This window comes from Mycobacterium sp. E2497, assembly GCF_001668695.1.
Lineage (GTDB): Bacteria > Actinomycetota > Actinomycetes > Mycobacteriales > Mycobacteriaceae > Mycobacterium.
The window spans coordinates 13,122-38,260 of the sequence record NZ_LZKD01000116.1 but is presented as its reverse complement, the minus strand read 5'-3'; the positions used below and the strand labels follow the sequence as shown (position 1 = coordinate 38,260).

At 67.3% G+C, this 25,139-nt stretch carries 25 protein-coding genes and 1 pseudogene; 18 read left to right on the top strand and 8 right to left on the bottom strand.

Features of this window, described 5'->3' with window-relative positions:
• From A5713_RS09140 to A5713_RS09125, 4 genes and pseudogenes are all read left to right on the top strand, one after another.
• Positions 1-701 (top strand): annotated as a pseudogene (locus tag A5713_RS09140) (AMP-binding protein); the annotation flags it as partial.
• Positions 698-1,462, top strand: a complete 765-nt coding sequence (locus A5713_RS09135) for a fructosamine kinase family protein (RefSeq protein WP_068094746.1) — start codon at positions 698-700, stop codon at positions 1,460-1,462. The pseudogene A5713_RS09140 and the gene A5713_RS09135, both read left to right, overlap by 4 nt.
• A 23-nt stretch (positions 1,463-1,485) precedes the next feature.
• Entirely contained in the window at positions 1,486-2,310 is an 825-nt protein-coding gene (locus A5713_RS09130) for an amidohydrolase family protein (RefSeq protein WP_068094750.1), read from the top strand.
• Positions 2,307-3,857, top strand: a complete 1,551-nt coding sequence (locus A5713_RS09125; protein WP_068094743.1) for an acetolactate synthase large subunit — start codon at positions 2,307-2,309, stop codon at positions 3,855-3,857. The genes A5713_RS09130 and A5713_RS09125 overlap by 4 nt, the downstream gene beginning before the upstream one ends.
• Here A5713_RS09125 and A5713_RS09120 read toward each other — a convergent pair.
• The 5 genes from A5713_RS09120 to A5713_RS09105 all read right to left on the bottom strand — a co-directional run bounded on the left by A5713_RS09120 (position 3,843) and on the right by A5713_RS09105 (position 8,745).
• Entirely contained in the window at positions 3,843-4,556 is a 714-nt protein-coding gene (locus A5713_RS09120; protein ID WP_067922963.1) for a serine hydrolase, read from the bottom strand. The genes A5713_RS09125 and A5713_RS09120 overlap by 15 nt on opposite strands.
• A gap of 111 nt (positions 4,557-4,667) precedes the next feature.
• Positions 4,668-4,895, bottom strand: a complete 228-nt coding sequence (locus A5713_RS27455) for a hypothetical protein (protein WP_082972857.1) — start codon at positions 4,893-4,895, stop codon at positions 4,668-4,670.
• Positions 4,888-6,423 carry a long-chain-fatty-acid--CoA ligase FadD17 gene (gene fadD17 / locus A5713_RS09115; RefSeq protein WP_156751810.1) on the bottom strand — a complete coding sequence of 512 codons (1,536 nt, stop codon included), beginning with the start codon at positions 6,421-6,423 and terminating at the stop codon, positions 4,888-4,890. The genes A5713_RS27455 and fadD17 overlap by 8 nt, the downstream gene beginning before the upstream one ends.
• Before the next feature lie 14 nt (positions 6,424-6,437).
• Positions 6,438-7,535 (bottom strand): acyl-CoA dehydrogenase family protein, encoded by a 1,098-nt coding sequence (locus A5713_RS09110; protein ID WP_068094738.1) that lies wholly within the window; start codon positions 7,533-7,535, stop codon positions 6,438-6,440.
• 28 nt (positions 7,536-7,563) lie between these two features.
• Positions 7,564-8,745: an acyl-CoA dehydrogenase gene (locus A5713_RS09105; protein WP_067760390.1), complete on the bottom strand. Its 1,182-nt coding sequence runs from the start codon at positions 8,743-8,745 to the stop codon at positions 7,564-7,566.
• Positions 8,746-8,946: 201 nt separating this feature from the next.
• Between A5713_RS09105 and A5713_RS09100 the strand changes: the two genes are divergently transcribed.
• The 12 genes from A5713_RS09100 to A5713_RS09045 all read left to right on the top strand — a co-directional run bounded on the left by A5713_RS09100 (position 8,947) and on the right by A5713_RS09045 (position 20,795).
• A complete protein-coding gene (locus A5713_RS09100; protein WP_067922954.1) occupies positions 8,947-9,138 on the top strand; it encodes a ferredoxin in 192 nt (63 codons plus the stop codon).
• Positions 9,139-9,181: 43 nt separating this feature from the next.
• Complete coding sequence (locus A5713_RS09095; protein ID WP_067922952.1) at positions 9,182-10,096, top strand: 3-oxoacyl-ACP reductase; 915 nt, start codon at positions 9,182-9,184, stop codon at positions 10,094-10,096.
• Positions 10,097-10,332: 236 nt separating this feature from the next.
• On the top strand, positions 10,333-11,097 hold the full coding sequence (locus A5713_RS09090; RefSeq protein ID WP_067922949.1) for an ABC transporter permease: 765 nt from the start codon (positions 10,333-10,335) through the stop codon (positions 11,095-11,097).
• Between the two features lie 7 nt (positions 11,098-11,104).
• Positions 11,105-11,947, top strand: coding sequence for an ABC transporter permease (locus A5713_RS09085; protein WP_065442814.1), 843 nt, complete (start codon positions 11,105-11,107; stop codon positions 11,945-11,947).
• A gap of 19 nt (positions 11,948-11,966) precedes the next feature.
• Positions 11,967-13,169 (top strand): MCE family protein, encoded by a 1,203-nt coding sequence (locus A5713_RS09080; protein ID WP_067922946.1) that lies wholly within the window; start codon positions 11,967-11,969, stop codon positions 13,167-13,169.
• Entirely contained in the window at positions 13,169-14,221 is a 1,053-nt protein-coding gene (locus A5713_RS09075) for an MCE family protein (protein ID WP_067922944.1), read from the top strand. The genes A5713_RS09080 and A5713_RS09075 overlap by 1 nt, the downstream gene beginning before the upstream one ends.
• Positions 14,211-15,275, top strand: coding sequence for a virulence factor Mce family protein (locus A5713_RS09070; protein ID WP_067922942.1), 1,065 nt, complete (start codon positions 14,211-14,213; stop codon positions 15,273-15,275). The genes A5713_RS09075 and A5713_RS09070 overlap by 11 nt, the downstream gene beginning before the upstream one ends.
• A complete protein-coding gene (locus tag A5713_RS09065) occupies positions 15,272-16,705 on the top strand; it encodes a virulence factor Mce family protein (protein ID WP_068094735.1) in 1,434 nt (477 codons plus the stop codon). Before A5713_RS09070 ends, A5713_RS09065 begins: the two co-directional genes overlap by 4 nt.
• Positions 16,705-17,859, top strand: coding sequence for a virulence factor Mce family protein (locus A5713_RS09060; RefSeq protein WP_067922939.1), 1,155 nt, complete (start codon positions 16,705-16,707; stop codon positions 17,857-17,859). Before A5713_RS09065 ends, A5713_RS09060 begins: the two co-directional genes overlap by 1 nt.
• A gap of 13 nt (positions 17,860-17,872) precedes the next feature.
• Positions 17,873-19,597 carry a virulence factor Mce family protein gene (locus A5713_RS09055; protein ID WP_068094733.1) on the top strand — a complete coding sequence of 575 codons (1,725 nt, stop codon included), beginning with the start codon at positions 17,873-17,875 and terminating at the stop codon, positions 19,595-19,597.
• Positions 19,597-20,304, top strand: a complete 708-nt coding sequence (locus tag A5713_RS09050) for a mammalian cell entry protein (protein ID WP_067922933.1) — start codon at positions 19,597-19,599, stop codon at positions 20,302-20,304. The genes A5713_RS09055 and A5713_RS09050 overlap by 1 nt, the downstream gene beginning before the upstream one ends.
• Positions 20,304-20,795, top strand: coding sequence for a mammalian cell entry protein (locus A5713_RS09045; RefSeq protein ID WP_067922931.1), 492 nt, complete (start codon positions 20,304-20,306; stop codon positions 20,793-20,795). Before A5713_RS09050 ends, A5713_RS09045 begins: the two co-directional genes overlap by 1 nt.
• On the opposite strand, the gene A5713_RS09040 is transcribed toward A5713_RS09045, so the two are convergent.
• From A5713_RS09040 to A5713_RS28240, 3 genes are all read right to left on the bottom strand, one after another.
• A complete protein-coding gene (locus tag A5713_RS09040; RefSeq protein WP_068094730.1) occupies positions 20,792-21,370 on the bottom strand; it encodes a hypothetical protein in 579 nt (192 codons plus the stop codon). The two genes, A5713_RS09045 and A5713_RS09040, sit on opposite strands and share 4 nt — an antisense overlap.
• A 69-nt stretch (positions 21,371-21,439) precedes the next feature.
• Entirely contained in the window at positions 21,440-22,921 is a 1,482-nt protein-coding gene (locus A5713_RS09035) for a trehalose-6-phosphate synthase (protein ID WP_068094727.1), read from the bottom strand.
• Complete coding sequence (locus A5713_RS28240; protein WP_102419489.1) at positions 22,922-23,086, bottom strand: hypothetical protein; 165 nt, start codon at positions 23,084-23,086, stop codon at positions 22,922-22,924.
• A gap of 137 nt (positions 23,087-23,223) precedes the next feature.
• Between A5713_RS28240 and A5713_RS28695 the strand changes: the two genes are divergently transcribed.
• Entirely contained in the window at positions 23,224-24,114 is an 891-nt protein-coding gene (locus tag A5713_RS28695; protein WP_068094724.1) for a DivIVA domain-containing protein, read from the top strand.
• Between the two features lie 83 nt (positions 24,115-24,197).
• Entirely contained in the window at positions 24,198-25,121 is a 924-nt protein-coding gene (locus tag A5713_RS09025) for an enoyl-CoA hydratase (RefSeq protein WP_067922919.1), read from the top strand.
• Positions 25,122-25,139: the final 18 nt, after the last annotated feature.

The following is a 25,139-nucleotide window of genomic DNA, read 5'->3' as shown; positions in this document are numbered from 1 at the left end:
AGGAGAAGCTCCTCGAGCTGCTGCCCAACCGGGTCATCACCGACTCCATCGGCTCCTCGGAGACCGGATTCGGCGGCACCAGCATCGTTGCGAAGGACGCGCCGCACGCCGGCGGCCCGCGCGTGACCATCGACCACCGCACCGTCGTGCTCGACGAAGAGGGCAACGAGGTCACGCCCGGCTCCGGCGTGCGCGGCTTCATCGCCAAGAAGGGCAACATCCCGGTCGGCTATTACAAGGACGAGAAGAAGACCGCCGAGACGTTCAAGACCATCAACGGGGTGCGCTACGCGATTCCCGGCGACTGGGCGCTCGTCGAGGAGGACGGCACCGTGACGATGCTGGGCCGCGGCTCGGTGTCGATCAACAGCGGCGGTGAGAAGATCTACCCCGAGGAGGTCGAGGCGGCGCTCAAGGGCCACCCCGACGTCTTCGACGCCCTGGTGGTCGGCGTGCCCGACCCCCGCTACGGGCAACACGTCGCCGCCGTCGTCGCGCCCCGGCCCGGGGCGCGCCCGACGCTCGCGGAACTCGACCGCTTCGTGCGTTCCGAGATCGCGGGATACAAAGTGCCGCGCAGCCTTTGGCTGGTCGACGAGGTGAAGCGCTCGCCGGCCGGTAAGCCCGACTACCGCTGGGCCAAGGAGCAGACGGAGGCCCGTCCGGCCGACGACGTGCACGCCGCCCACGCGACCGCTTGAGCGACTTCGTCAAGCAACACCCGGCCGCGCCGAGCAATTACTTCGCGTGGGAGGCCGCCGGATTGCGGTGGCTGGCCGGCGTCGACGGGGGCGTGCCCTGCGCGCACGTTATCGCCGTCGACGCGACGAGCCTGACCCTGCGGCGGCTTGATTCGGTGACACCGACGCCCGAGGCGGCGCTCGCGTTCGGCGGCCGGCTCGCGGTGACGCACGACGCCGGTGTCCCCGACTTCGGTGCCGGGCCCGACGGGTGGGACGGACCCGGGTTCTTCGGGCCGCTGACCCAGCCGCTGCCGATGTTGTTGCGGCGGCACCGCCGCTGGGGCGACTTCTACGCCGAGGAGCGGCTGATCCCCATGGCCGAGCTGGCCGCGGCGCGGCTCGACGCCTCCACCCGCGGCGCGATCGATTCCGTCGTAGCGCGTTGCCGCGCGGGCGACTTCGACGACGACCGGCCCGCCCGGTTGCACGGCGATCTGTGGGGCGGCAACGTGATGTGGACGCCCGACGGTGTGGTGCTGATCGACCCGGCCGCGCACGCCGGTCACCGCGAGAGCGACCTGGCGATGCTCGCGCTGTTCGGCTGCCCGCTCTACGAGGCGGTCCTGGAGGGTTACCAGCGGGTGCGACCGCTGAAGAAGGGGTGGCGCAACCGCGTCGGGCTGCACCAGCTCTTCCCCCTGCTGGCGCACGTCGTGCTGTTCGGCGGCGGGTACGCCCAGCGGACGCACGCCTGCGCCCGCGCCGCACTGGCCCTCTGACACCGCGTCTACTCTTGATCGCGATGACGGTCGACGTGTGGATGCAGCACCCGACTGCGCGGTTCCTGCGCAGCGACATGCTGGCATCGCTGCGGCGCTGGACAGGTGACTCCATTCCGGACGCCGACGTCCCGATCGAGGCGAGCATCGCGACGATGGACGCGGCCGACGTACGCTTCGGCCTGCTCAGCGCGTGGCGCGGTCCCGGTGGCCAGGACCTGATCTCCAACGACGAGGTTGCCGAGTGGATCAGCCTGCATCCGAAGCGGTTTGGCGGGCTGGCCACGGTCGACCTCGATCGTCCGATGGAAGCGGTTCGCGAACTGCGGCGCCGCGTTCGAGAGGGATTTCTGGGCCTGCGGGTGGTGCCGTGGTTGTGGAACGCGCCGCCGACCGATCGCCGCTACTATCCGCTGTTCGCCGAATGCGTGGAGCTGGGCGTGCCGTTCTGCACGCAGGTGGGACACACCGGGCCGCTGCGCCCGTCGGAGACCGGCCGCCCGATTCCCTACATCGACCAGGTCGCCCTCGACTTTCCCGAGTTGGTGATCGTGTGTGGCCACGTCGGTTATCCGTGGACCGAGGAGATGGTCGCCGTCGCCCGCAAGCACCCCAACGTCTACATCGACACGTCGGCCTACAGGATCAAGCGACTTCCCGACGAGCTGGTCCGGTTCATGAAAACCGGCACCGGACAACGAAAAGTGTTGTTCGGCACCAACTATCCGATGGTGACCCACGCGCACGCCCTGGCTGGGTTGGCGGACCTCGGCCTGACCGACGAGGGTCGCCGAGACTTCTTGCACCGCAACGCCGAGGGCGTTTTCAAACTGGAGGCAATCACGTGAACGGTGCCCAGGCTCTGATCAACACCCTGGTCGACGGTGGCGTCGACGTGTGCTTCGCCAACCCGGGCACCTCGGAGATGCACTTCGTGGCCGCCCTGGACACCGTCCCGCGGATGCGCGGCGTGCTGGCGCTGTTCGAGGGTGTGGCGACCGGCGCGGCCGACGGGTACGCCCGCATCGCCGGGCGGCCGGCCGCGGTGCTGCTGCACCTGGGACCCGGTCTGGGCAACGGTCTGGCGAACCTGCACAACGCCCGGCGCGCCCAGGTGCCGATGGTGGTGGTGGTCGGCGACCACGCCACGTATCACAAGAAGTACGACGCCCCACTGGAATCGGACATCGACGCGCTGGCCGGCACGGTATCGGGGTGGGTGCGCCGCACGGAACACACCGCGGACGTCGCGTCGGACGCCGCCGAGGCGATCGCCGCCAGCCGTTCCGGCCCGCGCATCTCGACGCTGATCCTGCCCGCCGACGTGTCCTGGTCGGACGGTGCGCAATCCGCGGGTGCCGTGGCCGCGGAACCACCGGGGGCCGAACCGCGGTTGGCGTTCGAGGTTGCCGAGGTGCTGCGGTCGGGGGACCCGACGGTGCTCATGATCGGCGGCGACGCCACCCGCGGTCCCGGACTTGCCGCCGCGGTTCGGATCGCTCAGGCGACCGGGGCCCGGCTGCTATGCGAAACGTTCCCGACGCGGCTGGAGCGCGGCGCGGGTGTGCCCGCCGTCGAGCGGCTGGCGTATTTCGCCGAGGCCGCCACCGCCCAGCTGGACGGTGCCAAGCATCTGGTGCTGGCGGGGGCCAAGTCGCCGGTGTCCTTCTTCGCCTACCCGGGCATGCCCAGCGACCTGGTCCCGGCCGGCTGCGAGGTGCATCTGCTCGCCGGGCACAGCGGTGCCGCCGAGGCGCTGGCCGCGCTGGCCGACGAGGTGGCGCCCGGAACCGTTGCGCCGGTGGCGCACGCCGCGCGGCCGCAGCTGCCGACGGGCGCGCTGACCTCCGCGTCGGCGGCCGACGTGATCGGGGCGCTGCTGCCGGAAAGGGCGATCGTGGTCGACGAGTCGAACACCTCCGGTGTCCTGCTCGCCCAGGCCACGGCGGGGGCGCCGGCCCACGACTGGCTGACCCTGACCGGCGGGGCGATCGGGTACGGTATCCCGGCCGCGGTGGGTGCCGCGGTGGCCGCCCCCGACCGCCCGGTGCTCTGCCTGGAATCCGACGGGTCGGCGATGTACACGATCTCGGGATTGTGGACTCAGGCGCGGGAGAACCTCAACGTGACCACCGTGCTTTACGACAACAGCGCCTACGACATCCTGCGGATCGAGTTGGCGCGCGTGGGCGCCGGATCGGCTCCCGGGCCCAAAGCCCTGGACCTACTCGACTTGTCCCGTCCCGCCATGGATTTCGTCAAGATCAGCGAGGGCATGGGAGTGCCGGCGCGCCGGGTCAGCACCGCCGAGGAACTCGGCGACGCGCTGCGTCACGCCTTGAGCCAACCCGGGCCGCACCTGATCGACGCCGTGGTGCCGTCAATAACGGGCTAGGCCGGGAAGCCGGCTGAGGACCCATTCCGACATCGCGTTGAGGACGTCGACGCCCGTCTCCAACACGCCGTCGTGCACCTTGGCCGCCAGGGCCACGCCCCAGTGTCCCGACGGCGTGGGCACGATCCCGAATTGACGCACCAGGTAGTCGCCGTGCGTCCCGGGGCCCCAACCGCCCTTGGCCGCAAACCCTTTGGCGGCCAGCCCCCAGCGATGGCCGCTGGTGAGCTGCTGCATCAGGTCGACGACGTCGGCGGAACCGGGGATAGCGGGCAGCTCGGCGGCGAACCGGGCCTGCCGCTGCAGAGTCCACTGCGTCTGGCCGAACGCGGTATACCCGCGCCGAAGCCGGCGCGATTCGACCACGGTGGCGGTGTCGCCGCCCTCGGCGATCACCCCCTGCACCCGCCGTGCCGCTTCCGCCGGATCGCCCAGGTGTGACCACAGTTGCTCGGAAGCGCGGTTGTCGGATTCCGTGATGGCTTTGACGGCGAGGTCCTTGGCGCGCAGCCAATCACTGCGCAGCGCCGCGATCGCCAACGGCACCTTGATGGTCGACCATGCGACGCCGGACCACCATCGGCCGAGTGAGTAGGTGCGATCCGGTCGGGCGATCGCGACGCCGACGTCCGCCGGCACCGCGGCGGACAGCTGGTCGAAGCTCGCTTCGAGCGCGGTCTCCAGGGGCCGGGAAGTCATGCGCTGACCGGACCCACCATCGCGTCTCCTTCGGTCCCGACGTGTCTGTGCCGTGTCGCATTATCGTCGACGGTCTTAACGCGCGGTGCGACGAGGGTGACGGCGCGTCGCTTAGCCGGGCGGCGGCAGCGGCGGCAGCGGCGGTGCCTCCGGCGGGGGAGGCTCCCAGGTGTCACGTTCCGGCGTCTGCGGCGCGTACACCAGTGGGGGTGGCGGAGGCAGGGGTGGCGGCGGTGGCGCCGGCTCCCCCGCGGCGCCGCCGGCGCCCGAGCCGAGCGCCGCGGCACCGAGGGAGGCAAGCAGGGTCCACCCCGCGATCAGCTTTCGTATTCTAGGCACGCGTTGACGCTCCCCTTCCCGTTTGCGGCTGGATCCGCACCACGGGATCGTCGCAGTCCGCGCCCTGCGCCGCCAACTGACGCTTGAGCACCTTGAACGTCACCGTACGCGGAAGTTGCGCGCTGACCCGCACGTATGACGGCCACTGCTTGGGCCCGAGGTCGCGCTGCTCGCCGAGGAAGGCGCGGAACTTCTCGGCATCGAACTCCGCCCCGGGCGCCATGACCATGGCGGCCATCACCTGGTCGCCGACCACCGGGTCCGGCACCGCGTACACGGCCACCTCCGTCACGTCGGGGTAGCGCAAGAGCACCCGCTCGATCGGTGCGGCGCCCAGGTTTTCGCCGTCGACGCGCATCCAATCGCCCAGCCGTCCTGCGAAATACGCGTAGCCGGCGTCGTCTCGGTAGGCGAGGTCGCCGGTGTGGTAGACGCCGCCCGCCATCCGCTCGGCCTCGGCGGCCTCGTCGTTGTAGTAACCCTCGAAACGGCCCGGACCGGCGGTGTTCACCAGCTCGCCCACCACGCCCGGTGCGCAGGGTTCGCCGGTGTCGGGGTCGACGATCTCGACGCCCTCGGGCAACGGGCCCAGCGCGCCGTCCGGGGTGTCGGGGGTGCGGGCGATCGCCACCCCGCCCTCGGTGGAACCGAACCCGTCCTGCACCACGCAGCCGAACCGGCGGGCGAAGCGTTCGACATCGCGGGGCACGCCCTCGTTGCCGTACACCGCCCGCAGCGGGTTGTCCGCATCGTCGGGCCGCTCGGGCGTGGCCAGCACATAGGACAGGGGCTTGCCGACGTAGTTGGCGTAGGTGGCGCCGAATCGGCGGACATCCGGCAGGAAGTTGGAGGCGGAGAACTTGCGCCGCAACGCCAGTGAGCCCCGGCAGGCCGCAGCCACCGCCCAGCCGACCAGCACCGCGTTGGAATGGAACAGCGGCATCGACACATAGCAGACGTCGTCGGGCCCGAGGTCGAAACGCTGCGTCATCGTCACCCCCGCGATGGCGACCTTGCCGTGACTGCACTTCACCGCCTTCGGCTCACCGCTGGTCCCCGAGGTGAAGATGAGCATGAAAAGATCTGTGGCCGTGGCGGATTGAAAACGCAGCTCGGCATCCCGATGCGCGGCCACCTCATCCGCCCACTCGGCGGAATCGACGTTCACGTGGGCGATGTCGCCGAGCGCGGCAGCCGAATTGGAGTCGGCCAGCACCACTTGGCAATCGGCGTGGGCGATGTCGCGGGCCAGCGCGTCGCCACGGCGCACCGGGTTGAGTCCCACCGGCACGATCCCGGACATGCCGGCCGCCGCCAGCATCGCCGAGAAGAACGGGGTGTTCTCCAGCAACACCCCGACGTGCGACGGCTTCGCCGGGTCCAGGCGATCACGCAGCGCCGCGGCGATCGCGGCACCGTGGCGCAGGTGATCGCGCCAGCCGGTGTACGAGTCCTCGAAGTAGACGCCCCGGTCGTCGATCTCGGCTAGCGGTACCAGCAGTTTGGTGACCGTCGGATCCGCAGGCAGGTTCAACGCCGCGCCTAGGCGGGGGTTTCGGCCAACTCGCGGCCGATGCGGCGCAGCTGACCGGTGGCGCCGCCCAACGCGAACTCGGCCTCTTTGGCGGCCAGGAAATAGCGGTGCACGGGGTGATCGGTGTCGACGCCGACGCCGCCGTGCACGTGCACGATGGTGTGCGCCACCCGGTGTCCGGCGTCGGCGGCCCAGAACGCGGCGCTGGCCACGTCGATGTCTGCGGGGACATCCTCGGAGACCTTCCAGGCCGCCTGGGTGAGCGTGAGGCGCAGGCCCTTGACGTCGATGTAGCCGTCGGCCAGCCGCTGTGACACCGCCTGGAAGCTGCCGATCGGGCGGTCAAACTGCTCACGCTCACGGGCGTATTCGGCGGTGAGCTGCAATCCGCGGTCCAGCACTCCCAGCTGAAAAGCGCTGCGGCCCAATGCGGCAAGGGTGTCGAGCCAGACGACCACCTCGGCGCCGCCGACCATCCGGGCGCCGTCCACCTCCGCGCCGTCCAGCGTCAGGTGTCCGACGCTGCCCAGGCCGGTGGTCTCCAGCGGGCTCACCGCAACCCCGGGATCACCGGCGGCGACCAGGAAAACCGCGGTCCCGGAATCGGTCTCGGCCGGAACTAGGAACGCGTCGGCCACCGGTCCGAAGCCGACCTGGGTGCGGGTGCCGGTGAGCCGGTAGCCGTCACCGGCGCGGGTGGCCCGCACCGGCCCCTCACCCATCTCGCCCAGGAGAGCGACGGTGAGGATCTTCTCGCCGCTGACCGCCGGGGAACCCCAATCCCGTTGCAGCTCTTCGGTGCCGAACCGCGCCAACGCCCCAGCGCCCAGCATCACCGATTCCAGGTACGGCACGGCCGCCAACTGGTGACCCAGCGCCACAAGGATGGCGACCTGCTCGAGCACCCCGAAGCCGTCGCCGCCCACCGAGGTGGCCGAGGCGCTGGTCAGGATCCCGGCGTCGACGAGTTTGCCCCACAGCGCGCGGTCGAACCGTTGGTCGAGCTTGTCGAGGTCACGTTGGTGCTCCGGCGTGCATACCGAGTTCACGATCGTGTCGACCAGTCCGCCGAGATCGGTGGCCGCTTCGGTTGTCGAAAAGTCCATCGGTGTTCGTCCTTTAGGGGAGGGGGGCTCAGCGGTTTCGGGGCAGTCCCAGCGCGACCATCCCGATGATGTCGCGCTGCACTTCGTTGGTGCCGCCGCCGAAGGTCAGGATCAGGCACGCGCGGTGCATCCGCTCGACCCGGCCGCGCAGCAGCGCCCCCGGCGAATTCTGGCGCATCGTGGCCGCAGTCCCCAGCACCTCCATCAGCAGCCGGTAAGCCTCGGTGGCCAACTCGGTGCCGTACACCTTGGCCGCCGACGCGTCCGCCGGGTTGAGCGATTCGCCGTCCGACGACGCCAACTCCCAGTTGATCAGCTTCAGCACCTCGGCCTTGGCGTGCACCCGGGCCAGGTTGATCTGCACCCACTCCGAGTCGATCAGCCGGGCGCCGCTGGAATCCTTGGTGTTCTGCGCCCACTCGCGAACCTCCTGCAGCGCGAGGAAGATCGGTTGCGCCGACACCAGGGCGACGCGCTCGTGGTTGAGTTGGTTGGTGACCAGCTTCCAGCCGCCGTTCTCCTCACCGATGAGGTTGGTCACCGGGACCCGCACGTCGGAGTAATAGGTGGCGCTGGTGTCCACACCGGCCATGGTGTGCACCGGTGTCCACGAGAAGCCTTCGGCGGTCGTCGGCACGGTCAGCATCGAGATGCCGCGGTGCTTCTTGGCCTCGGGGTTGGTGCGCACCGCGAGCCAGACCCAGTCGGCGTACGCGATCAGGCTGGTCCACATCTTCTGGCCGTTGATCACGTAGTCGTCGCCGTCGCGGACGGCGGTGGTGCGCAGGTTGGCGAGGTCCGTGCCGGCGCCCGGCTCCGAGTAGCCGATCGAGAAGTGCAGTTCGCCGGCGGCGATCTTGGGCAAAAAGAACTTCTTCTGTTCCTCGGTGCCGAACGCCATGATCGTCGGCGCCACGCTGTTGATGGTCAGGAACGGCACCGGCACGCCGGCGATCGCGGCCTCATCGGTGAAGATCAGCGAATCCATCGGGGAGCGGTCCTGGCCCCCGTACTCCTTGGGCCAGTTCAGCGTCAGCCAGCCATCCTTGCCCATCTGCGCGACGGTGTCGCGGTACGCGGTGCCGGTCCCGACCTCGCCGCCGCCCGAGGAGGTCAGCGCCTCGCGACGCTCCGGCGTCATGAGCTTGGTGAAGTACGACCGCAGCTCGCGACGCAGCTCCTCCTGTTCAGGGGTGTAACTGATGCGCATCCCAGCCGTCCTTTGTTAACGTGATTCGCCTCGATTGGCCGACGTTAGTCGGCCGACAACAACCCATTCGTCATCCCGGTTGTAACACGTTCTAGTCTGAGATTCCAGCGACCGTTTCCCCCGCGGTATCGGGGCCCTATGGTGGACCTACATACTGAGGAGGCGTGTCCTCAGGTTGAAGCCAGGTGCAAGGAGGGTGCTGTGCGGGTGATCGTCGACCGTGACCGGTGTGAAGGTAACGCCGTGTGCATGGGAATCGCGCCGGATATCTTCGACTTGGACGACGAGGATTACGCCGTCGTGAAGCTGGACCCGATTCCCCCCGATCAGGAGGAGTTGGCCGAGCGGGCGATCGCCGAATGCCCGCGAGCCGCGCTGCAGCGGGGCGAGTGACCCGAGCCCGAATGCGCCACCAGAAACTAGAGGTATTCATAAATTGACTAGCAGCACGAACGCGACCGATCTCTCCGGAAAGGTCGCGGTGGTGACCGGTGCCGCCGCGGGGCTGGGACGTGCCGAGGCTCTCGGCCTGGCCCGGGCCGGGGCGACCGTCGTCGTCAACGACATCGCCACCGCGCTGGATGCCTCCGACGTCATCGACGAGATCAACTCGGCCGGCTCGAAGGCCGTCGCGGTCGCCGGCGACATCAGCGAACGCGCCACCGCCGACGAGTTGGTCGCGCAGGCCGACGGCCTGGGTGGGCTGGACATCGTGGTCAACAACGCGGGGATCACCCGCGACCGGATGCTGTTCAACATGTCCGACGAGGAATGGGATCTGGTCATCGCGGTGCACCTGCGCGGCCACTTCCTGCTGACCCGCAACGCGGCCACCTACTGGCGCTCGAAGGCTAAGGAAGCGGGGGGAACCGTCTTCGGGCGCCTGGTCAACACCGCGTCCGAGGCGGGGCTGGTCGGGCCCGTGGGGCAGGCCAACTACGGCGCCGCCAAGGCCGGGATCATCTCGCTCACCCTGACCGCCGCCCGGGCGCTCGGCCGCTACGGGGTGTGCGCCAACGCGATTTGTCCGCGCGCCCGGACCGCGATGACGGCCGACGTCTTCGGTGCCGCACCGGAGGTCGAGCCGGGCGGCGTCGACCCGCTGTCACCCGAGCACGTTGTCAGCCTGGTCAAGTTCCTGTCATCGCCGGCGGCTGCAGAAGTCAACGGGCAGGTGTTTATTGTTTACGGGCCGCGGGTGACACTGGTTTCGGCGCCGACCGCCGAGCACCAATTCAGCGCCGACGGGCCGGCCTGGGATCCCGCGCAACTGAGCGCGACGCTGCGTGAGTACTTTGCTGGGCGGGATCCGGAGCGGAACTTTTCCGCGGTCGGACTGATGGAGCAATAACCGTGTGAGGTTACTTCGTGGGGGGGAATCGACAGGTATAACCTGTTTCAGTTTGACACATGACAAGTGCGTCTGACCTGGCAAATTAACGGTTCAGATAAAGAAATACTGTTCATTGACACCGTTAACTTCTTCTGGGTTAATATGATCCGGCTCACATCGAGCCAGCTACGACCGCAAACGACGCAAAGGCCTGACATAGACTTCGCCGCGAGCAGCCGAGGGGGGTAATCGAGTTGATGCAACAACTTGCTGTTCCCGCCCGCGCCGTCGGCGGGTTCTTCGAAATGATGATCGACACGGGTCGTCAGAGTTTTCGCCGGCCGTTCCAGTTGAGCGAGTTCCTGGAACAGACGTGGATGATCGCGCGGGTGTCGCTGGTCCCGACCCTGCTGGTGTCGATCCCATTCACCGTGCTGGTGGCATTCACCCTCAATATCCTGCTGCGCGAAATCGGGGCCGCCGACTTGTCCGGCGCCGGAACGGCTTTCGGCACCATCACGCAGTTGGGTCCGGTGGTGACCGTGCTCGTCGTGGCCGGTGCCGGAGCCACGGCGATCTGCGCCGACCTCGGCGCGCGGACCATCCGCGAGGAGATCGACGCGATGCGGGTGCTCGGCATCGACCCGATCCACCGGCTGGTGGTTCCCCGCGTGTTGGCTTCCACCGTGGTCGCGCTCTTGCTCAACGGTTTGGTGTGCGCCATCGGCTTGTCCGGCGGCTACGTGTTCTCCGTCTTCTTGCAGGGCGTGAATCCGGGTGCGTTCATCAACGGGCTGACCGTCCTGACCGGGCTGCGCGAGCTGGTGCTCGCCGAGGTCAAGGCGCTGCTGTTCGGCGTCATGGCCGGGCTGGTCGGTTGCTATCGCGGGCTGACCGTCAAGGGCGGACCCAAGGGCGTCGGCAACGCGGTGAACGAAACCGTGGTCTACGCGTTCATCTGTCTGTTCGTCATCAACGTGGTGATGACTGCCATCGGCGTGCGAATCTCGGCGAAGTGAGTACTCGATGAGCTACGACGTCACCTACCGGCTGCGCAACCTCGCTTCCCGGTTGCAGGAGCCGGTCGATGACTTCGGCGAGCAGGCGCTGTTCTACGGGCAAACCGTCCGGTACGTCCCCAACGCGCTCACCCGCTACCGCAAGGAGACGGTCCGGCTGATCGCCGAGATGACGATGGGCGCGGGAGCGCTGGTCATGATCGGCGGCACCGTCGGTGTCGCCGCCTTCCTGACGCTGGCCTCCGGCGGGGTCATCGCCGTGCAGGGGTATTCGTCGCTGGGCAACATCGGCATCGAGGCGCTGACCGGCTTCCTGTCGGCGTTCCTCAACGTCCGGGTGGTCGCGCCGGTGATTGCGGGTATCGCGCTGGCCGCCACCATCGGTGCCGGCGCGACCGCGCAATTGGGCGCCATGCGGGTGTCCGAGGAGATCGACGCGGTCGAGTGCATGGCGGTGCACTCGGTGTCCTACCTGGTGTCGACCCGGCTGATCGCCGGGCTCATCGCGATCATCCCGTTGTATTCCCTGTCGGTGCTGGCCGCGTTCTTCGCCGCCCGCTTCACCACGGTGTACATCAACGGGCAGTCCAAGGGCCTCTACGACCACTACTTCAACACCTTCCTCATCCCCTCGGACCTGCTGTGGTCGTTCCTGCAGGCGATCGTCATGTCCATCGCGGTGATGCTCGTCCATACCTATTACGGCTACAACGCCAGCGGCGGGCCGGTCGGCGTCGGGATCGCGGTCGGTCAGGCCGTGCGGACCTCGCTGATCGTCGTCGTCGTCATCACATTGTTCATCTCACTCGCTGTCTACGGCGCGTCCGGTAACTTCAACCTCTCCGGGTAAGAGGACCGCTTAAAGGGACATGGCAGAAACAGATACGCGACGCTCACACGTCCGGCTGGCAGCCGCGGTGCTGGCCGGCCTGCTGGTGGCGTTCGCCGCAGTGACTTACCTTTCCTACACAGCGGCTTTCGCCTCGATCGACAACGTCACGGTCTCGGCCCCGCGTGCCGGTCTGGTGATGGAGAAGGGTGCCAAGGTCAAATACCGCGGCATTCAGATCGGCAAGGTCGAGAGCATCGACTACTCCGGTGACCAGGCGCGGCTGACGCTCGGCATCAACAGCGACGACATGCACTTCATCCCCTCCAACGCGACGGTGCACATCGCGGGCAACACCATCTTCGGTGCCAAGGCCGTCGAATTCCTTCCGCCGCAGAACCCTTCGCCGACCCCGCTGCGCCCGGACGCGCACGTCGCCGCGTCGGCGGTGCAGCTGGAGGTCAACACCCTGTTCCAGTCGCTGATCGACCTGCTGCACAAGATCGACCCGGTCGAGCTCAACGGGACGTTGAGCGCGCTGTCCGAGGGTCTGCGCGGTCACGGCGACGACTTCGGCGGCATCTTGTCCGGCCTGAACACGCTGACCCAGCAAACGAACCCGAAACTGCCCGCGCTGCAGGAGGACTTCCGTAAAGCGGCGGTCGTCACCAACATCTACGCCGACGCCGCCCCGAACCTGAACACCGTCTTCGACAACCTGCCGACGATCAACAAGACCGTCGTCGACCAGCAGAACAACCTCAACGACACGTTGCTGGCCACGATCGGCCTGGCCAACAACGCCTACGACACGTTGGAGCCGGCTGAACAGAACTTCATCGACGCCATCAACCGGCTGCGGGCCCCGCTGAAGGTGGCCGCCGACTATTCGCCGGAATTCGGCTGCCTGTTCGCCGGCATCGACCGGGGCCTCAAGGAATTCGGACCGATCCTCGGCGTGCGCAAAGCGGGTCTGTTCACGTCTTCGAGCTTCGTGCTGGGTGCGCCGGCGTACACCTATCCCGAATCGTTGCCCCTGGTCAATGGATCCGGGGGCCCGAACTGCCGGGGGTTGCCCGACATTCCGAACAAGCAACACGGTGGATCGTGGTACCGGGCGCCGTTCCTGGTGACCGACAACGCCAACGTTCCGTACGAGCCGTTCACCGAGTTGCAGTTCGACGCGCCCTCGACACTGCAGTTCCTGTTCCATGGCGCGTTCGCCGAACGGGACGACTTCTGATGGCGGCCGGGGCAATGCCGACGCACCGCTCGATGATGATCAAGGTCAGCGTCTTCGCGGTGGCCATGCTGATCGTGTCCGCGGGTCTGGTGGTGGTCTTCGGGGACTTCCGATTCGGCCCCGAAAGCACCTACCACGCAACGTTCACCGATGTGTCGCGCTTGAAGGCGGGCCAGAAGGTTCGCATCGCCGGGGTGCCGGTCGGAGCCGTGTCCGGTGTGAAGCTCAACCCGGACAACACCATCGACGTGTCGTTCGGGCTCGACAAGCGCTACACCCTCTATTCCTCCACCCGCGCGGTAATCCGCTACGAAAACCTGGTCGGTGACCGGTATCTGGAGATCACCTCCGGTCCGGGAGAGCTGCGCAAGCTGCCGCCGGGCGCGACGATCAACGCCCAGCACACCCAGCCGGCGCTGGATCTCGACGCGCTACTGGGTGGCCTGCGGCCGGTGCTCAAGGGGCTGGACGCGGACAAGGTGAACACGATCAGCAGCGCCGTCATCGAGTTGCTGCAGGGTCAGGGCGGCGCGCTATCCAACGTGCTGGCCGACACCAGCGCGTTCTCGTCGGCGCTGGGCCAGCGCGACCAACTCATCGGTGACGTCATCAACAACCTGAACACGGTGCTCAAGACGGTCGATGCGCGCAGCGCCCAATTCTCGGCCAGCGTGGACCAGCTGCAGCAACTGATCAGCGGCTTGGCGAAGAACAAGGACGACATCGCCGGCGCCATTCCGCCGCTGGCCTCCACGACGACGGATCTGACCGAGCTGCTGAAGAATTCGCGGCGGCCGCTGCAGGGCATCCTGGAAAACACCCGGCCGCTGGCCACCGAAATCGACAATCGGAAGGCCGAGGTCAACAACGACGTCGAGCAGCTGGGTGAGGACTATCTGCGGCTGGCGGCGCTGGGCGCCTACGGGTCGTTCTTCAACATCTACTTCTGTTCGGTGACGATCAAGATCAACGGCCCGGCCGGCAGCGACATCCTGCTGCCGCTCGGTGGTCAGGTGGATCCCAGCAAGGGGAGGTGCGCTTTTGTCAAGTAACGCAAAGCGCGAGCGCGATCCGCTGCGCACCGGCATCTTCGGTGTGGTGCTGGTGGTCTGCGTCGTGCTCATCGCATTCGGCTACGCGGCGTTACCGTTCTTCCCGCAGGGGAAGGTCTACGACGCCTACTTCTCCGACGCCGGCGGCATCAATCCGGGCAATGCGGTGTACGTGTCGGGCCTCAAGGTCGGCAAGGTGACCGCCGTGGGCCTGGCCGGTGACACCGCGAAGATCAGCTTCAGCGTGGATCGGCACGTCACCGTCGGCGACCAGTCGCTGGCCGCGATCCGCACCGACACCATCCTCGGTGAGCGTTCGGTCGCGGTGACGCCGGCCGGCAGTGGCAGGTCGACCACGATCCCGCTCAGCCGCACGACCACGCCGTACACGCTCGCCGGCGCGCTGGAGGACCTAGGCTCGAATGCCAGCAACTTGAACAAGCCCCAATTCGAGCAGGCGCTGAACGTCCTGACCGACACGTTGCACGACGCGACTCCCCAGCTGCGCGGCGCGCTCGACGGTGTGACGACGCTGTCGCGCACCCTGAATCGCCGGGACGAGGCGCTGCAAAGCCTGCTGGCGCATGCGAAGTCCGTGACCGGCGTCCTGTCCCAGCGTGCCGACCAAGTCAACAAGCTGGTCGACGACGGCAACGAGTTGTTCGCCGCGCTCGACGAGCGGCGCGCCGCGATCGGACAACTCATCGGGGGAATCCAGGGGCTATCGCAACAGATTTCCGGCTTCGTCGCCGACAACCGCCGTGAATTCGGCCCGGCGCTGAGCAAGCTCAACGACGTGCTGAGCGACCTCAACGAGCGCCGCGACTACATCACCGAGGCCCTCAAGCGGCTGCCGACTTACGCCACCGAGCTGGGCGAGGTGGTCGGCTCTGGGCCCGGCTTCAACGTCAACGTCTACGGCGTCATACCCGCGCCGCTGGTCGCGACGATGTTCGACTTCTTCTACCAGCCCGGCAAGATGCCGGCCAGCCTCGCCGACTACCTGCGGGGGTTAATCCAGGAACGCTGGGTGATCAGGCCGAAGTCGCCATGACCAAGCGCTTCTCCGGCAGCCGGGGGCTGCGTTACACGACCGCCATCGCTCTCATCGCGGCGTTGGTGGGTGGCGTGTACGTATTGTCGTCGACCGGCAGTACGCGAAGTATCGTCGGCTATTTCACGTCGGCGGTCGGTCTCTACCCCGGTGATCAGGTTCGTGTTCTCGGTGTCCCGGTCGGCACTATTCGCACGATCGAGCCGCGACCCTCCGATGTCAAGATCACTATGTCGGTGTCCAAGGACGTGAAGATCCCGAAGGACGCCAAGGCCATCATCATGTCGCCAAACCTGGTGGCGGCCAGGTTCATCCAGCTGACCCCGGCCTACACCGGCGGCCCGGCGCTGCCCGACGGCGGCAGCATCGGCCTCGGTCGCACCGGCGTGCCGGTGGAATGGGACGAGGTCAAGGAGTCGCTGACCCAACTGGCGGTGCAGCTCGGTCCGACGACCGGATCGATGCAGGGGCCACTGGGCCGGGCGATCAACCAGGCCGCCGACACGTTCAACGGCAACGGTGATTCGTTCCACAACGCACTGCGCGAACTCTCGCAAGCCGCTGGGCGGCTGGGGGATTCGCGCAGCGACATCTTCGGCACGGTCAAGAACCTTCAGGTTCTCGTCAACGCGCTGTCGGCCAGTAACGAACAGATCGTGCAGTTCGCCGGAAACGTCGCCTCGGTGTCGCAGGTGCTCGCCGACAGCTCACGCCACCTGGACACCACGCTAGGCACGCTCAACAAGGCCCTCTCCGACATCCGCGGGTTCCTGCACGAGAACAACTCGACCATCATCGACACGGTCAACAACCTCAACGACTTCGCCAAGACGCTCAGCGACCAGAGCGACAACATCGAACAGGTACTGCACGTCGCGGGTCCGGGTATCTCCAACTTCTACAACATCTACGACCCGGCCCAGGGCACGCTCAACGGTCTGTTGTCCATTCCGGAGTTCGCCAACCCCGTGCAATTCATCTGCGGCGGGTCCTTCGAGACGGCCGCCGGGCCGAGGGCGCCCGACTATTTCCGGCGTGCGGAACTGTGCCGTGAGCGGCTGGGGCCGGTGCTGCGGCGCCTCACCGTGAACTACCCGCCCATCATGTTCCACCCGCTCAACACGATCACCGCCTACAAGGGCCAGATCATCTATGACACCCCCGAAACCCAAGCGAAATCGGCGACTCCGGTCCCCGAGCTGACCTGGATCCCGGCCAATGGCGCCAAGACGCCGCCGGCCGCCCAGAATCCGGCGGATCTGCAGGCGTTGCTGGTTCCGCCGGCACCGCAGAGCGGCCAGGCGCCGGCACCGGCCTTGGGAAATGCCGGGCCCGCTCCGGCGCCCGGACCCGCGCCGGGGAGCGCCTTCGGACCCCTGCCGGGGCCCCCGCCAAGCCAAACACCGCCGGCCGCGGACGGGGGCGGCTGATGCGCCGGATGTGGTTGCGGGGTGGTGCGTTAGCGGCCGGTAGCGCGCTGCTGGCCGGCTGCCAATTCGGCGGTCTGAACTCCCTGTCGATGCCCGGTACGGCCGGCCATGGCGGCGGCGCCTACTCGATCACGGTCGACCTGCCCGACGTGGCGACGCTGCCGCAGAACTCTCCCGTCATGGTCGACGACGTGACCGTGGGCAGCGTTGCCGGCATTCAGGCGATGCAGCGCTCCGACGGATCGTTCTATGCCGCGGTGAAATTGGCGCTGGACAAAAACGTCGTGTTGCCGACCAACTCCACGGCGACGGTCGCCCAGACCTCACTGCTGGGTTCGATGCACATCGACCTGGCGCGCCCGAAGGACAAGCCGGCCATCGGCCGGCTGACCGACGGGTCGAAGATCTCCGAATCCAACACCGGCCGTTATCCCACCACCGAAGAGGTGCTGTCGGCCCTCGGTGTCGTGGTGAACAAGGGTAATGTCGGTGCCCTGGAAGAGATCACCGACGAGACCTATCAGGCCGTCGCCGGCCGGCAGAACCAGTTCGTCGACCTGCTGCCCCGACTCGCGGAACTGACCGCCGGACTCAACCGCCAGGTCAACGACATCATCGATGCCGTCGACGGCCTGAACCGATTCTCGGCGAGCCTGGCGCGTGACAAGGACAACCTGGGCCGGGCCCTGGACACCCTGCCCGACGCGATACGCGTGCTGAACAAGAATCGCGACCACATCGTCGAGGCGTTCGCGGCGCTCAAGAAACTCGCGACGGTCACTTCCAACGTGCTCGCGAAAACCAAGGCCGATTTCGCCGCTGACATGAAAGACCTTTACGCGGTGGCCAAGGCCCTCAACGACAACCGAAAGAACTTCGTCACTTCCCTGCAGATCTTGCTGACGTTCCCGTTCCCCAATTACGGGATCAAGCAGGCCGTCCGAGGCGATTACCTCAACGTGTTCACCACCTTCGACCTGACCCTGCGCCGGATCGGCGAAACGTTCTTCACCACGGCATATTTCGACCCGAACATGGCCCACATGGGTGAGATCCTCAATCCACCCGACTTCTTGACCGGCGAAATGGCAAACCTGTCCGGGCAGGCGGCCGACCCGTTCAAGATCCCGCCCGGCACGGCTTCAGGACAGTAGGAGGCGGCCGCAGATGCACGACAGACTCACCAAGATCCAACTCTGGATCTTCGCGGTGATCACCGCCATCACGTTGACGGTGATGGCAATCTTCTACCTGCGGCTGCCCGCGACCTTCGGGCTCGGAACCTACGCCGGCACCGCCGATTTCGTCGCCGGCGGTGGCCTCTACAAGAACGCCAACATCACCTATCGCGGCGTCGCCGTGGGACGGGTGGAATCGGTGGGCCTCAACCCCAATGGCGTCACCGCGGAGATGCGGCTGAACAGCGGCACGCCGATTCCGTCGAACGTCACCGCGACCGTCAAGAGCGTGTCGGCCGTCGGCGAGCAATACATCGACCTGGTACCGCCCAGTACGCCGGCGTCGACCAAGTTGCGCAACGGGTTTCGAATCGAGCGGCAGAACACCCGGATCGGCCAGGATGTCGCCGACCTGCTGAAGCGGGCCGAGGCGCTGACCAACAGCCTGGGCGACACCCGCCTGCGTGAGCTGCTGCATGAGACATTCATCGCGACCAACGGGTCGGGCCCCGAGCTGGCCCGGCTCTTCGAATCCGCCCGGTTGCTGGTGGACGAGGCCAATGCGAACTATCCGCAGGCTTCGCAGCTCATCGACGAGGCCGGTCCCTTCCTGCAGGCACAGATTCGCGCCGGCGCCGACATCAAGACGCTGTCCGACGGGCTGGCGCGGTTCACCTCCGAGGTGCGGCAGGCCGACCCGGAGCTTCGCCAGACGCTGGCCACCGCCCCGGGTGCCACCGACGAGGCCAGCACCGCGTTCTCCGGTATCCGCCCCTCCTTCCCGGCGCTGGCCGCCAGCCTGGCCAACCTCGGCCGGGTGGGCGTCATCTACCACAAGTCGATCGAGCATCTTCTGGTCGTCTTACCGGCGCTGTTTGCCGCGATCATCACGATGGCGGGCGGTCCACCTCTCGACGAGGGCGGCAAGCTGGACTTCAAGCTGGACCTGAACGACCCGCCGCCGTGTGCGGTCGGCTTCCTCCCGCCGCCATTGATGCGCACACCCGCTGACGAGACCGTGCGCGAGCTGCCGAAGGATATGTACTGCAAGGTCGCCCAAAACGACCCCAGCACGGTACGTGGCGCCCGCAACTACCCCTGCCAAGAGTTCCCCGGGAAGCGCGCGCCCACGATTCAGCTCTGTCGTGACCCGAAGGGCTATGTGCCCGTTGGGCGTAACCCATGGCGAGGTCCGCCGGTCCCGTACGACACTCCGATGACAAACGGTCTGAACGTCTTGCCGCCCAACAAGTTCCCCTACATCCCGCCGGGCGCGGAACCCGACCCCGGCACTCCGATCGTCGGGCCGCCCCCGCCCGGGGTGGTGCCCGGGCCGGGGCCGCTGCCGAACAAGCAGCCGGCATATGATCCGCCGCCGCCCAACGACAACGGGCCGCCACCACCCTTCACGTCGTGGCAGCCTCCGGGGATTCCACCCGTGCCGCCGCAACTGCCCTATCCCAAGTGGCTGCCACCACCGGCGCCGCCAGAAGGTATCAATCCCCCGCCGGCCGGTCCCGGACCGGAGAAGCCGTGGGGGCCGCCGCCGGGCCCGCAGCCGCAGGCCAGCGGACCGGCGTATACGACCTATGACGAGAAGACCGGCGCGTTCAAGGACCCGGCCGGCGGCACCGGTATTTTTGCGGCCGGAGCCAGCGGCGCATCCAGTGCCGAGAACTGGGTGGACCTGATGCTTGATCCAAGGCCGATGTAATGGACGCTGTCGCAGCAGAAGAGCAGACAACCAAACCCCGCGTCCGTCGTCGGGCGTCGCGCGCGGCGGGTCCCGCGAAATCGGAGGAGGCCAAGGCGGCGCCGGTGAGCGTCGAGGTCCCGGCCGGGTCCAAGTCGCCGGCGAAGCTCGCCAAGCCAGGGAAGGCTCTGAAACCTCCGCCGCGACGCCAACCCAACCGAAGGCTGGTGGCGTGGATCTCGTTTGCGGCCGCAGTGCTGGCCGTTGGGGCGCTTGCCGGCTGCGTGGCCCTGTTGCGAGTCCAGCAACGACACGCTCACGCCGCAGAGGCGCGTGACCAGCGTTTCGTCGACACCGCCAGGCAGACCGTGGTCAACATGTTCAGCTACAAACAGGACAACATCGACGAGAGCGTGAATCGTTTCGTCGACGGCACCAGCGGCCCGCTTCGCGGGATGCTTGGCGCCAACAACAACGTCGAAAACCTCAAGGCCATCTTCCGCACTACCAATGCGACGTCGGAGGCGGTCGTCAACGGCGCAGCGCTGGAAGGCATCGACACGGTCGCCGACAACGCGTCCGTCCTGGTCTCCGTGCGCGTCACGGTCGCCGACATCGACGGCGTCAACAAGCCCTCCATGCCATATCGTCTGCGCGTGATCGTGCACGAAGACGAGACCGGGCGAATGACCGGCTACGACATCAAATACCCGAACGGCGGTAATTGATGCGATGGCTGCGCTGGCTGGCGGCCGCCGCGAGTTACCTGGCGGTCGTGGCGTTCGTCGGACTGTCCGCGGTGGGCGGCTGGCTGTATTGGGACCGCGTGCAGACCCGCGGCGAGCAGGCGGCGCGTGCGGTCCTGCCAGGGTTGGCGGCCAAGGAGATTCCCGAGGTCTTCGCCTACGACTACCAGACCGTCGAGCGGAGCCTGACGGCCGCGTATCCGCTGTTGACGCCGGAATATCGCGCTGAATTCCAGAAGAGCGCCAACACGCAGATCATCCCCGAGGCCAAAAAGCGTGAAGTGGTTGTGCAGGCTAACGTGGTCGGCGCGGGAGTCATGTCGGCCAAACGGGATTCGGCATCGCTGATGGTCTACATGAACCGTACGGTGACAGACAAATCACGCCAGCCGCTCTACGACGGCAGCCGGTTGCGGGTGGACTTCAAAAAGATCGGCAAGCAGTGGCTGATCGCCTACATCACGCCGATCTAGTAGCACATCGCAATCGCGTTGCAGTACAACGGATAACGCTCGACCGGGCTGGGCGGGGGGCCGCTCAGTGTAAGCGAGAACGGTTGCTTCTTCATCGCCGGTTCCATCCCGCAGACGGCACCGTGCAGGGTGGTGTGGGTGCCGCTCATCGTTTCGTCGCTGAAAGTCCACGTTTCGGTGGAAGGGGCGGTGCCGCCACCCGGACATGACACACCGTCAGCCTTGTCGACCTTGAAAGTCCACAGCATGCTCGACATCCGCGCCCGGCCGCTGTAGTTCTGCAGTTTGTCCGCGGCGCTAATCCGCTCGTCCGTGAAACTCACGATGTTCAGGGCGCAGTTCATCGCGAAAACGATTGGGTCGGAATAGTCGTTCATGTTCCGGGTTCCGGAGGGCTGATCGCAGATGGCCGTGACGGTCCAGGTCACCCCCGACACGCCCGCCTCGTTGTAGCTGTAGTTGCCGTCCGGCGGCGGTCCGAGCGCCTTGGCGGGTGCCCCGGATTCCAGCGCAATTCCCGTTGCGACGGCGACGAAGATGCCGGTGCCCGCAGCCAGTCCGTGACGGAGCTTCATCTGACCCCTCCCTCCGCGATCCCTTGAGTATCACAGCGATTACGCGGCAACACCATGGGTTCGCGCGGCCTAGTTGGCATCGTGAGGACGCGACTCCGCCAACGCATCCAGGAACGACCGCGCCCAACGGTCGACGTCGTGCACCAGGACCTGGCGCCGCATCGACCGCATCCGGCGCCGGCCCTCCTCGACGGGCTGGTTGAGCGCCGCCTCGATCGCGTCCTTCACGCCGTCGAGGTCGTGCGGGTTGACCAGATAGGCCTGCCGGAGTTCGTCGGCGGCGCCGGTGAATTCGGACAGCACCAGCGCGCCGCCGAGATCGCTGCGGCATGCGACGTACTCCTTGGCCACCAGGTTCATGCCGTCGCGCAGCGGGGTGACCAGCATGACGTCGGCGGCCACGAAGAACGCGATCAATTCGTTGCGGGGGACCGGACGGTGCAAGTAGTGCACCACCGGATGGCCGACCTCCGCGTATTCGCCGTTGATGTGTCCCACTTCGCGCTCGATGTCGTCACGCAGAATCTGATAGCTCTCCACGCGTTCGCGGCTCGGCGTGGCGAGCTGGACCAGCACGGTGTCGTCGCGCTTCGCGCGTCCCTCCGCGAGCAGCTCCGAGAAGGCCTTGAGCCGCACGTCGATGCCCTTGGTGTAGTCGAGCCGGTCGACGCCGAGCAGCACCTTGCGGGGGTTGCCCAGCTCGGCCCGGATCTCCCGGGCGCGCCGCCTGATGTCGCGGTCGCGGGCGGCATGATCGAGCGAGCCGGAGTCAATGGAGATGGGGAACGCGCCCACCCGGACGACGCGCGACCCGAGATCGACCTCGCCGTATCGCGAGCGCACCCCAACCGATCCGCGGGAGGTGTTGACGCCGATCAGCCGCCTGGACAGGAACAGGAAGTTCTGCGCCCCCCCGCTCAAGTGGAAGCCCACCAGGTCGGCGCCGAGCAGGCCCTCGATGATCTCGGTGCGCCAGGGCAGCTGCATGAACAGCTCCACCGGCGGGAAGGGGATGTGCAGGAAGAAGCCGATGGTGACGTCGGGTCGCAGTTCGCGCAGCATCTTGGGAACCAGCTGCAGTTGATAGTCCTGCACCCACACGGTGGCGCCCCGGGCGGCGGCGCGGGAGGTGGCTTCCGCGAAGCGACGGTTGACCTCGACGTAGCGTTCCCACCATTGGCGGTGGTAGATCGGCTTGACGATGACGTCGTGATAGAGCGGCCACAGCGTGGCGTTCGAGAACCCCTCGTAGTACTGGGCGATGTCGTCGGCGCTGAGCCGCACCGGGCGGAGCTCCAGGTCCTCCTGCACGATCGGCTCGTCGTCGAAGTCGACCTCTTCCTCGGCGATGCCGGCCCAACCGACCCATGCGCCGCGCCGGCGGCGTAGCAGCGGCTCCAGCGCCGTCACCAGGCCGCCCGGGCTGCGCTTCCACGCCGTGGTGCCGTCGGGAAGCCGCTCCTGGTCCACCGGAAGCCGGTTGGCGACCACGACGAAGTCGGAGTTGCCGAAGTTCGGCATCTTCGAGTCGTGCCCGTTCCCGGGAGTCATTTACGCGTCGAGTTTTGCGGGCCCAATGCCGAGCATGGACAGGAACACGCGGCACTCGTCGGCGTCGTTCGCGTACGCCGCGACAACCCGCCTGGCCTGGCTCGCGGTGCTGTCGGCGACCGGTTCGACGTCGCCGATCTCGCCAGGGTCAGATTTGGTAGCCATGACTTAACTGTAGGTGATGCAGGATGGGCAGGCGGGTGAGGACTTGATGTAGCTAACGAGTTGACCGCTGTTCAGCCGCCAATAACGCACGTGTAGAACAACTGCAATAACCTCGTCGGCAACCGTCCCGGCTTTACGTGGCCCGCGACGCCAAAGACTTCGGAAACAGGATGGTTCTCACCCCCGCTGACGTCCACAATGTCGCATTCTCGCGTCCGCGCATCGGCAAGCGCGGTTACAACGAGCAAGAGGTCGACATCTTCATCGACCTGGTCGAGCAAGAGCTGACTCGGCACCTGCAAAAGGAAACCGAGCTCCGCAGCCGCTGCGCCGAGCTGCTCAAACGCGCTGGCACATTGGACCGACGGGAAGCCGAGCTTTCCGAGCGCGAGGCGGCCCTCGTCCAGTACGAACACGACGTGCGCGCCTGGGAGAGCCGGGTGCGCGAGCAGGAGGCGCGGCTCGCCCAGCGGGCGGGCGGGCTCGCGAAGCGGGCCAACCCGTTGCCCCAACAACTCGCCCAGATCCGGCATCGGGAGGCGCAGGTCGCCGGGCGGGAGGCCGAGCTTGCGCAGTGGGCGGACGAGCTGGGGCGGCGGGAAGCCGAACTGCGCTTGCGGGTACAGCAGCAACCGGCCACCGTCTTGCCCATCGCGGCGGACGCCGCCGCAGGCCAGGCGCCGCGAGCCTACCGCCACGCGCAGCCGCTGAGGGCCGTGCCGAAGTCCGCCGCGTCCAACGGGTCGGCCCGCATCGACGAGGTGCGTGCGGTCGCCTCGGTGCGCGGGCGGCACGACATGGAGAGGATGGCGATCCGGGCCGTCACAGATCAGCTCGGCAACACCGTGACCGAGACCGTCCATGAGCGGACCCGGAGGGCCCTACTCGACCACGACAGTCCGGCGGCGCCCGCCGACCACCAAGTCGAACTCGAGCGGCTGAAGGCAGAGAACGCCGAGCTGAACCGCTCGTTGCGGCTGCTCAAGGCGGCGGCCGCCTCTCTCGCGGCCGCCCTTGATCGCCCGTAGTCGGCCCACCCAGCGGTGAGTCGATTACACACTGGCCGTAATGTGTAAACACGTGGGACCTGGCGACGAATGAGGTGGGCCGAATGACAGTGTCAGAGCAAGCCGGTGCCCAGACGGGCGACGCCAACGCCGAAGAGTTGGTGACTTACGAAACCCTCGACGAGGGCCGCATCGCGCGCATCTGGCTCAACCGTCCGGAGGCACACAACGCGCAAAGCCGCGGCCTGCTGGTCCAGCTCGACGAGGCGTTTCTGCGCGCTGAGGCCGACGACACCGTGCGCGTGGTGATCCTGGCGGCGCGCGGCCGCAACTTCTCCGCAGGCCACGACCTGGGTTCGGAGCTGGCGATCGCCGAGCGCAGCCAGCTTCCGAGCTTTCGCATCAACGGTGGGACCCGCGATCCGATCGTGGAGAAGCTCTACCTGCAGGAGTGGCACTACTTCTTTCAGAACACCTGCCGCTGGCGGGATTTGCGCAAGATCACCATCGCCCAGGTGCAAGGCAATGCGATCTCCGCGGGCCTGATGCTGATCTGGGCGTGCGATCTGATCGTGGCCGCCGACAACGCGAAGTTCAGCGACGTGGTCGCGGTGCGCCTGGGCATGCCGGGTGTCGAATACTACGCCCACCCTTGGGAATTCGGTCCGCGCAAGGCCAAAGAGCTGCTGCTGACCGGGGACTCGCTCGACGCCGACGAGGCGTATCGGCTGGGCATGGTGTCCAAGGTGTTCCCCGTCGACGAGTTGGCGGACAAGACTCTGGAATTCGCCCGGCGCATCGCCGACCGGCCCACAATGGCGGCCCTGCTCGTCAAGGACTCGGTCAACGCCGCCTCCGACGCAATGGGATTCACCGAGGCGTTGCGGCACGCGTTCCACATCCACGAACTGGGCCACGCGCACTGGGCGGCCCACAACGAGAACCGGTACGCGGTGGGCCTGCCGCCCGAGGTCGAGGACTGGCGCAACGCCAAGCCCACGCAGGTGGCCCGCCGCGACACGCCGTAGCGGTCGCCGGTCCCACGT

Bases quoted from the DNA above. Each gene is read 5' to 3' on its own strand.
- A5713_RS09130 (WP_068094750.1), top strand. From the start codon at position 1,486: ATGACGGTCGACGTGTGGATGCAGCACCCGACTGCGCGGTTCCTGCGC.
- A5713_RS09065 (WP_068094735.1), top strand. From the start codon at position 15,272: ATGACCAAGCGCTTCTCCGGCAGCCGGGGGCTGCGTTACACGACCGCC.
- A5713_RS09085 (WP_065442814.1), top strand. From the start codon at position 11,105: ATGAGCTACGACGTCACCTACCGGCTGCGCAACCTCGCTTCCCGGTTG.
- A5713_RS09105 (WP_067760390.1), bottom strand. From the start codon at position 8,745: ATGCGCATCAGTTACACCCCTGAACAGGAGGAGCTGCGTCGCGAGCTG.
- A5713_RS09025 (WP_067922919.1), top strand. From the start codon at position 24,198: ATGACAGTGTCAGAGCAAGCCGGTGCCCAGACGGGCGACGCCAACGCC.
- A5713_RS09040 (WP_068094730.1), bottom strand. From the start codon at position 21,370: ATGAAGCTCCGTCACGGACTGGCTGCGGGCACCGGCATCTTCGTCGCC.
- A5713_RS09080 (WP_067922946.1), top strand. From the start codon at position 11,967: ATGGCAGAAACAGATACGCGACGCTCACACGTCCGGCTGGCAGCCGCG.
- A5713_RS09110 (WP_068094738.1), bottom strand. From the start codon at position 7,535: ATGGACTTTTCGACAACCGAAGCGGCCACCGATCTCGGCGGACTGGTC.
- A5713_RS09060 (WP_067922939.1), top strand. From the start codon at position 16,705: ATGCGCCGGATGTGGTTGCGGGGTGGTGCGTTAGCGGCCGGTAGCGCG.
- A5713_RS28240 (WP_102419489.1), bottom strand. From the start codon at position 23,086: ATGGCTACCAAATCTGACCCTGGCGAGATCGGCGACGTCGAACCGGTC.
- A5713_RS09075 (WP_067922944.1), top strand. From the start codon at position 13,169: ATGGCGGCCGGGGCAATGCCGACGCACCGCTCGATGATGATCAAGGTC.
- A5713_RS09045 (WP_067922931.1), top strand. From the start codon at position 20,304: ATGCGATGGCTGCGCTGGCTGGCGGCCGCCGCGAGTTACCTGGCGGTC.
- A5713_RS09120 (WP_067922963.1), bottom strand. From the start codon at position 4,556: ATGACTTCCCGGCCCCTGGAGACCGCGCTCGAAGCGAGCTTCGACCAG.
- A5713_RS09050 (WP_067922933.1), top strand. From the start codon at position 19,597: ATGGACGCTGTCGCAGCAGAAGAGCAGACAACCAAACCCCGCGTCCGT.
- A5713_RS09055 (WP_068094733.1), top strand. From the start codon at position 17,873: ATGCACGACAGACTCACCAAGATCCAACTCTGGATCTTCGCGGTGATC.
- A5713_RS09035 (WP_068094727.1), bottom strand. From the start codon at position 22,921: ATGACTCCCGGGAACGGGCACGACTCGAAGATGCCGAACTTCGGCAAC.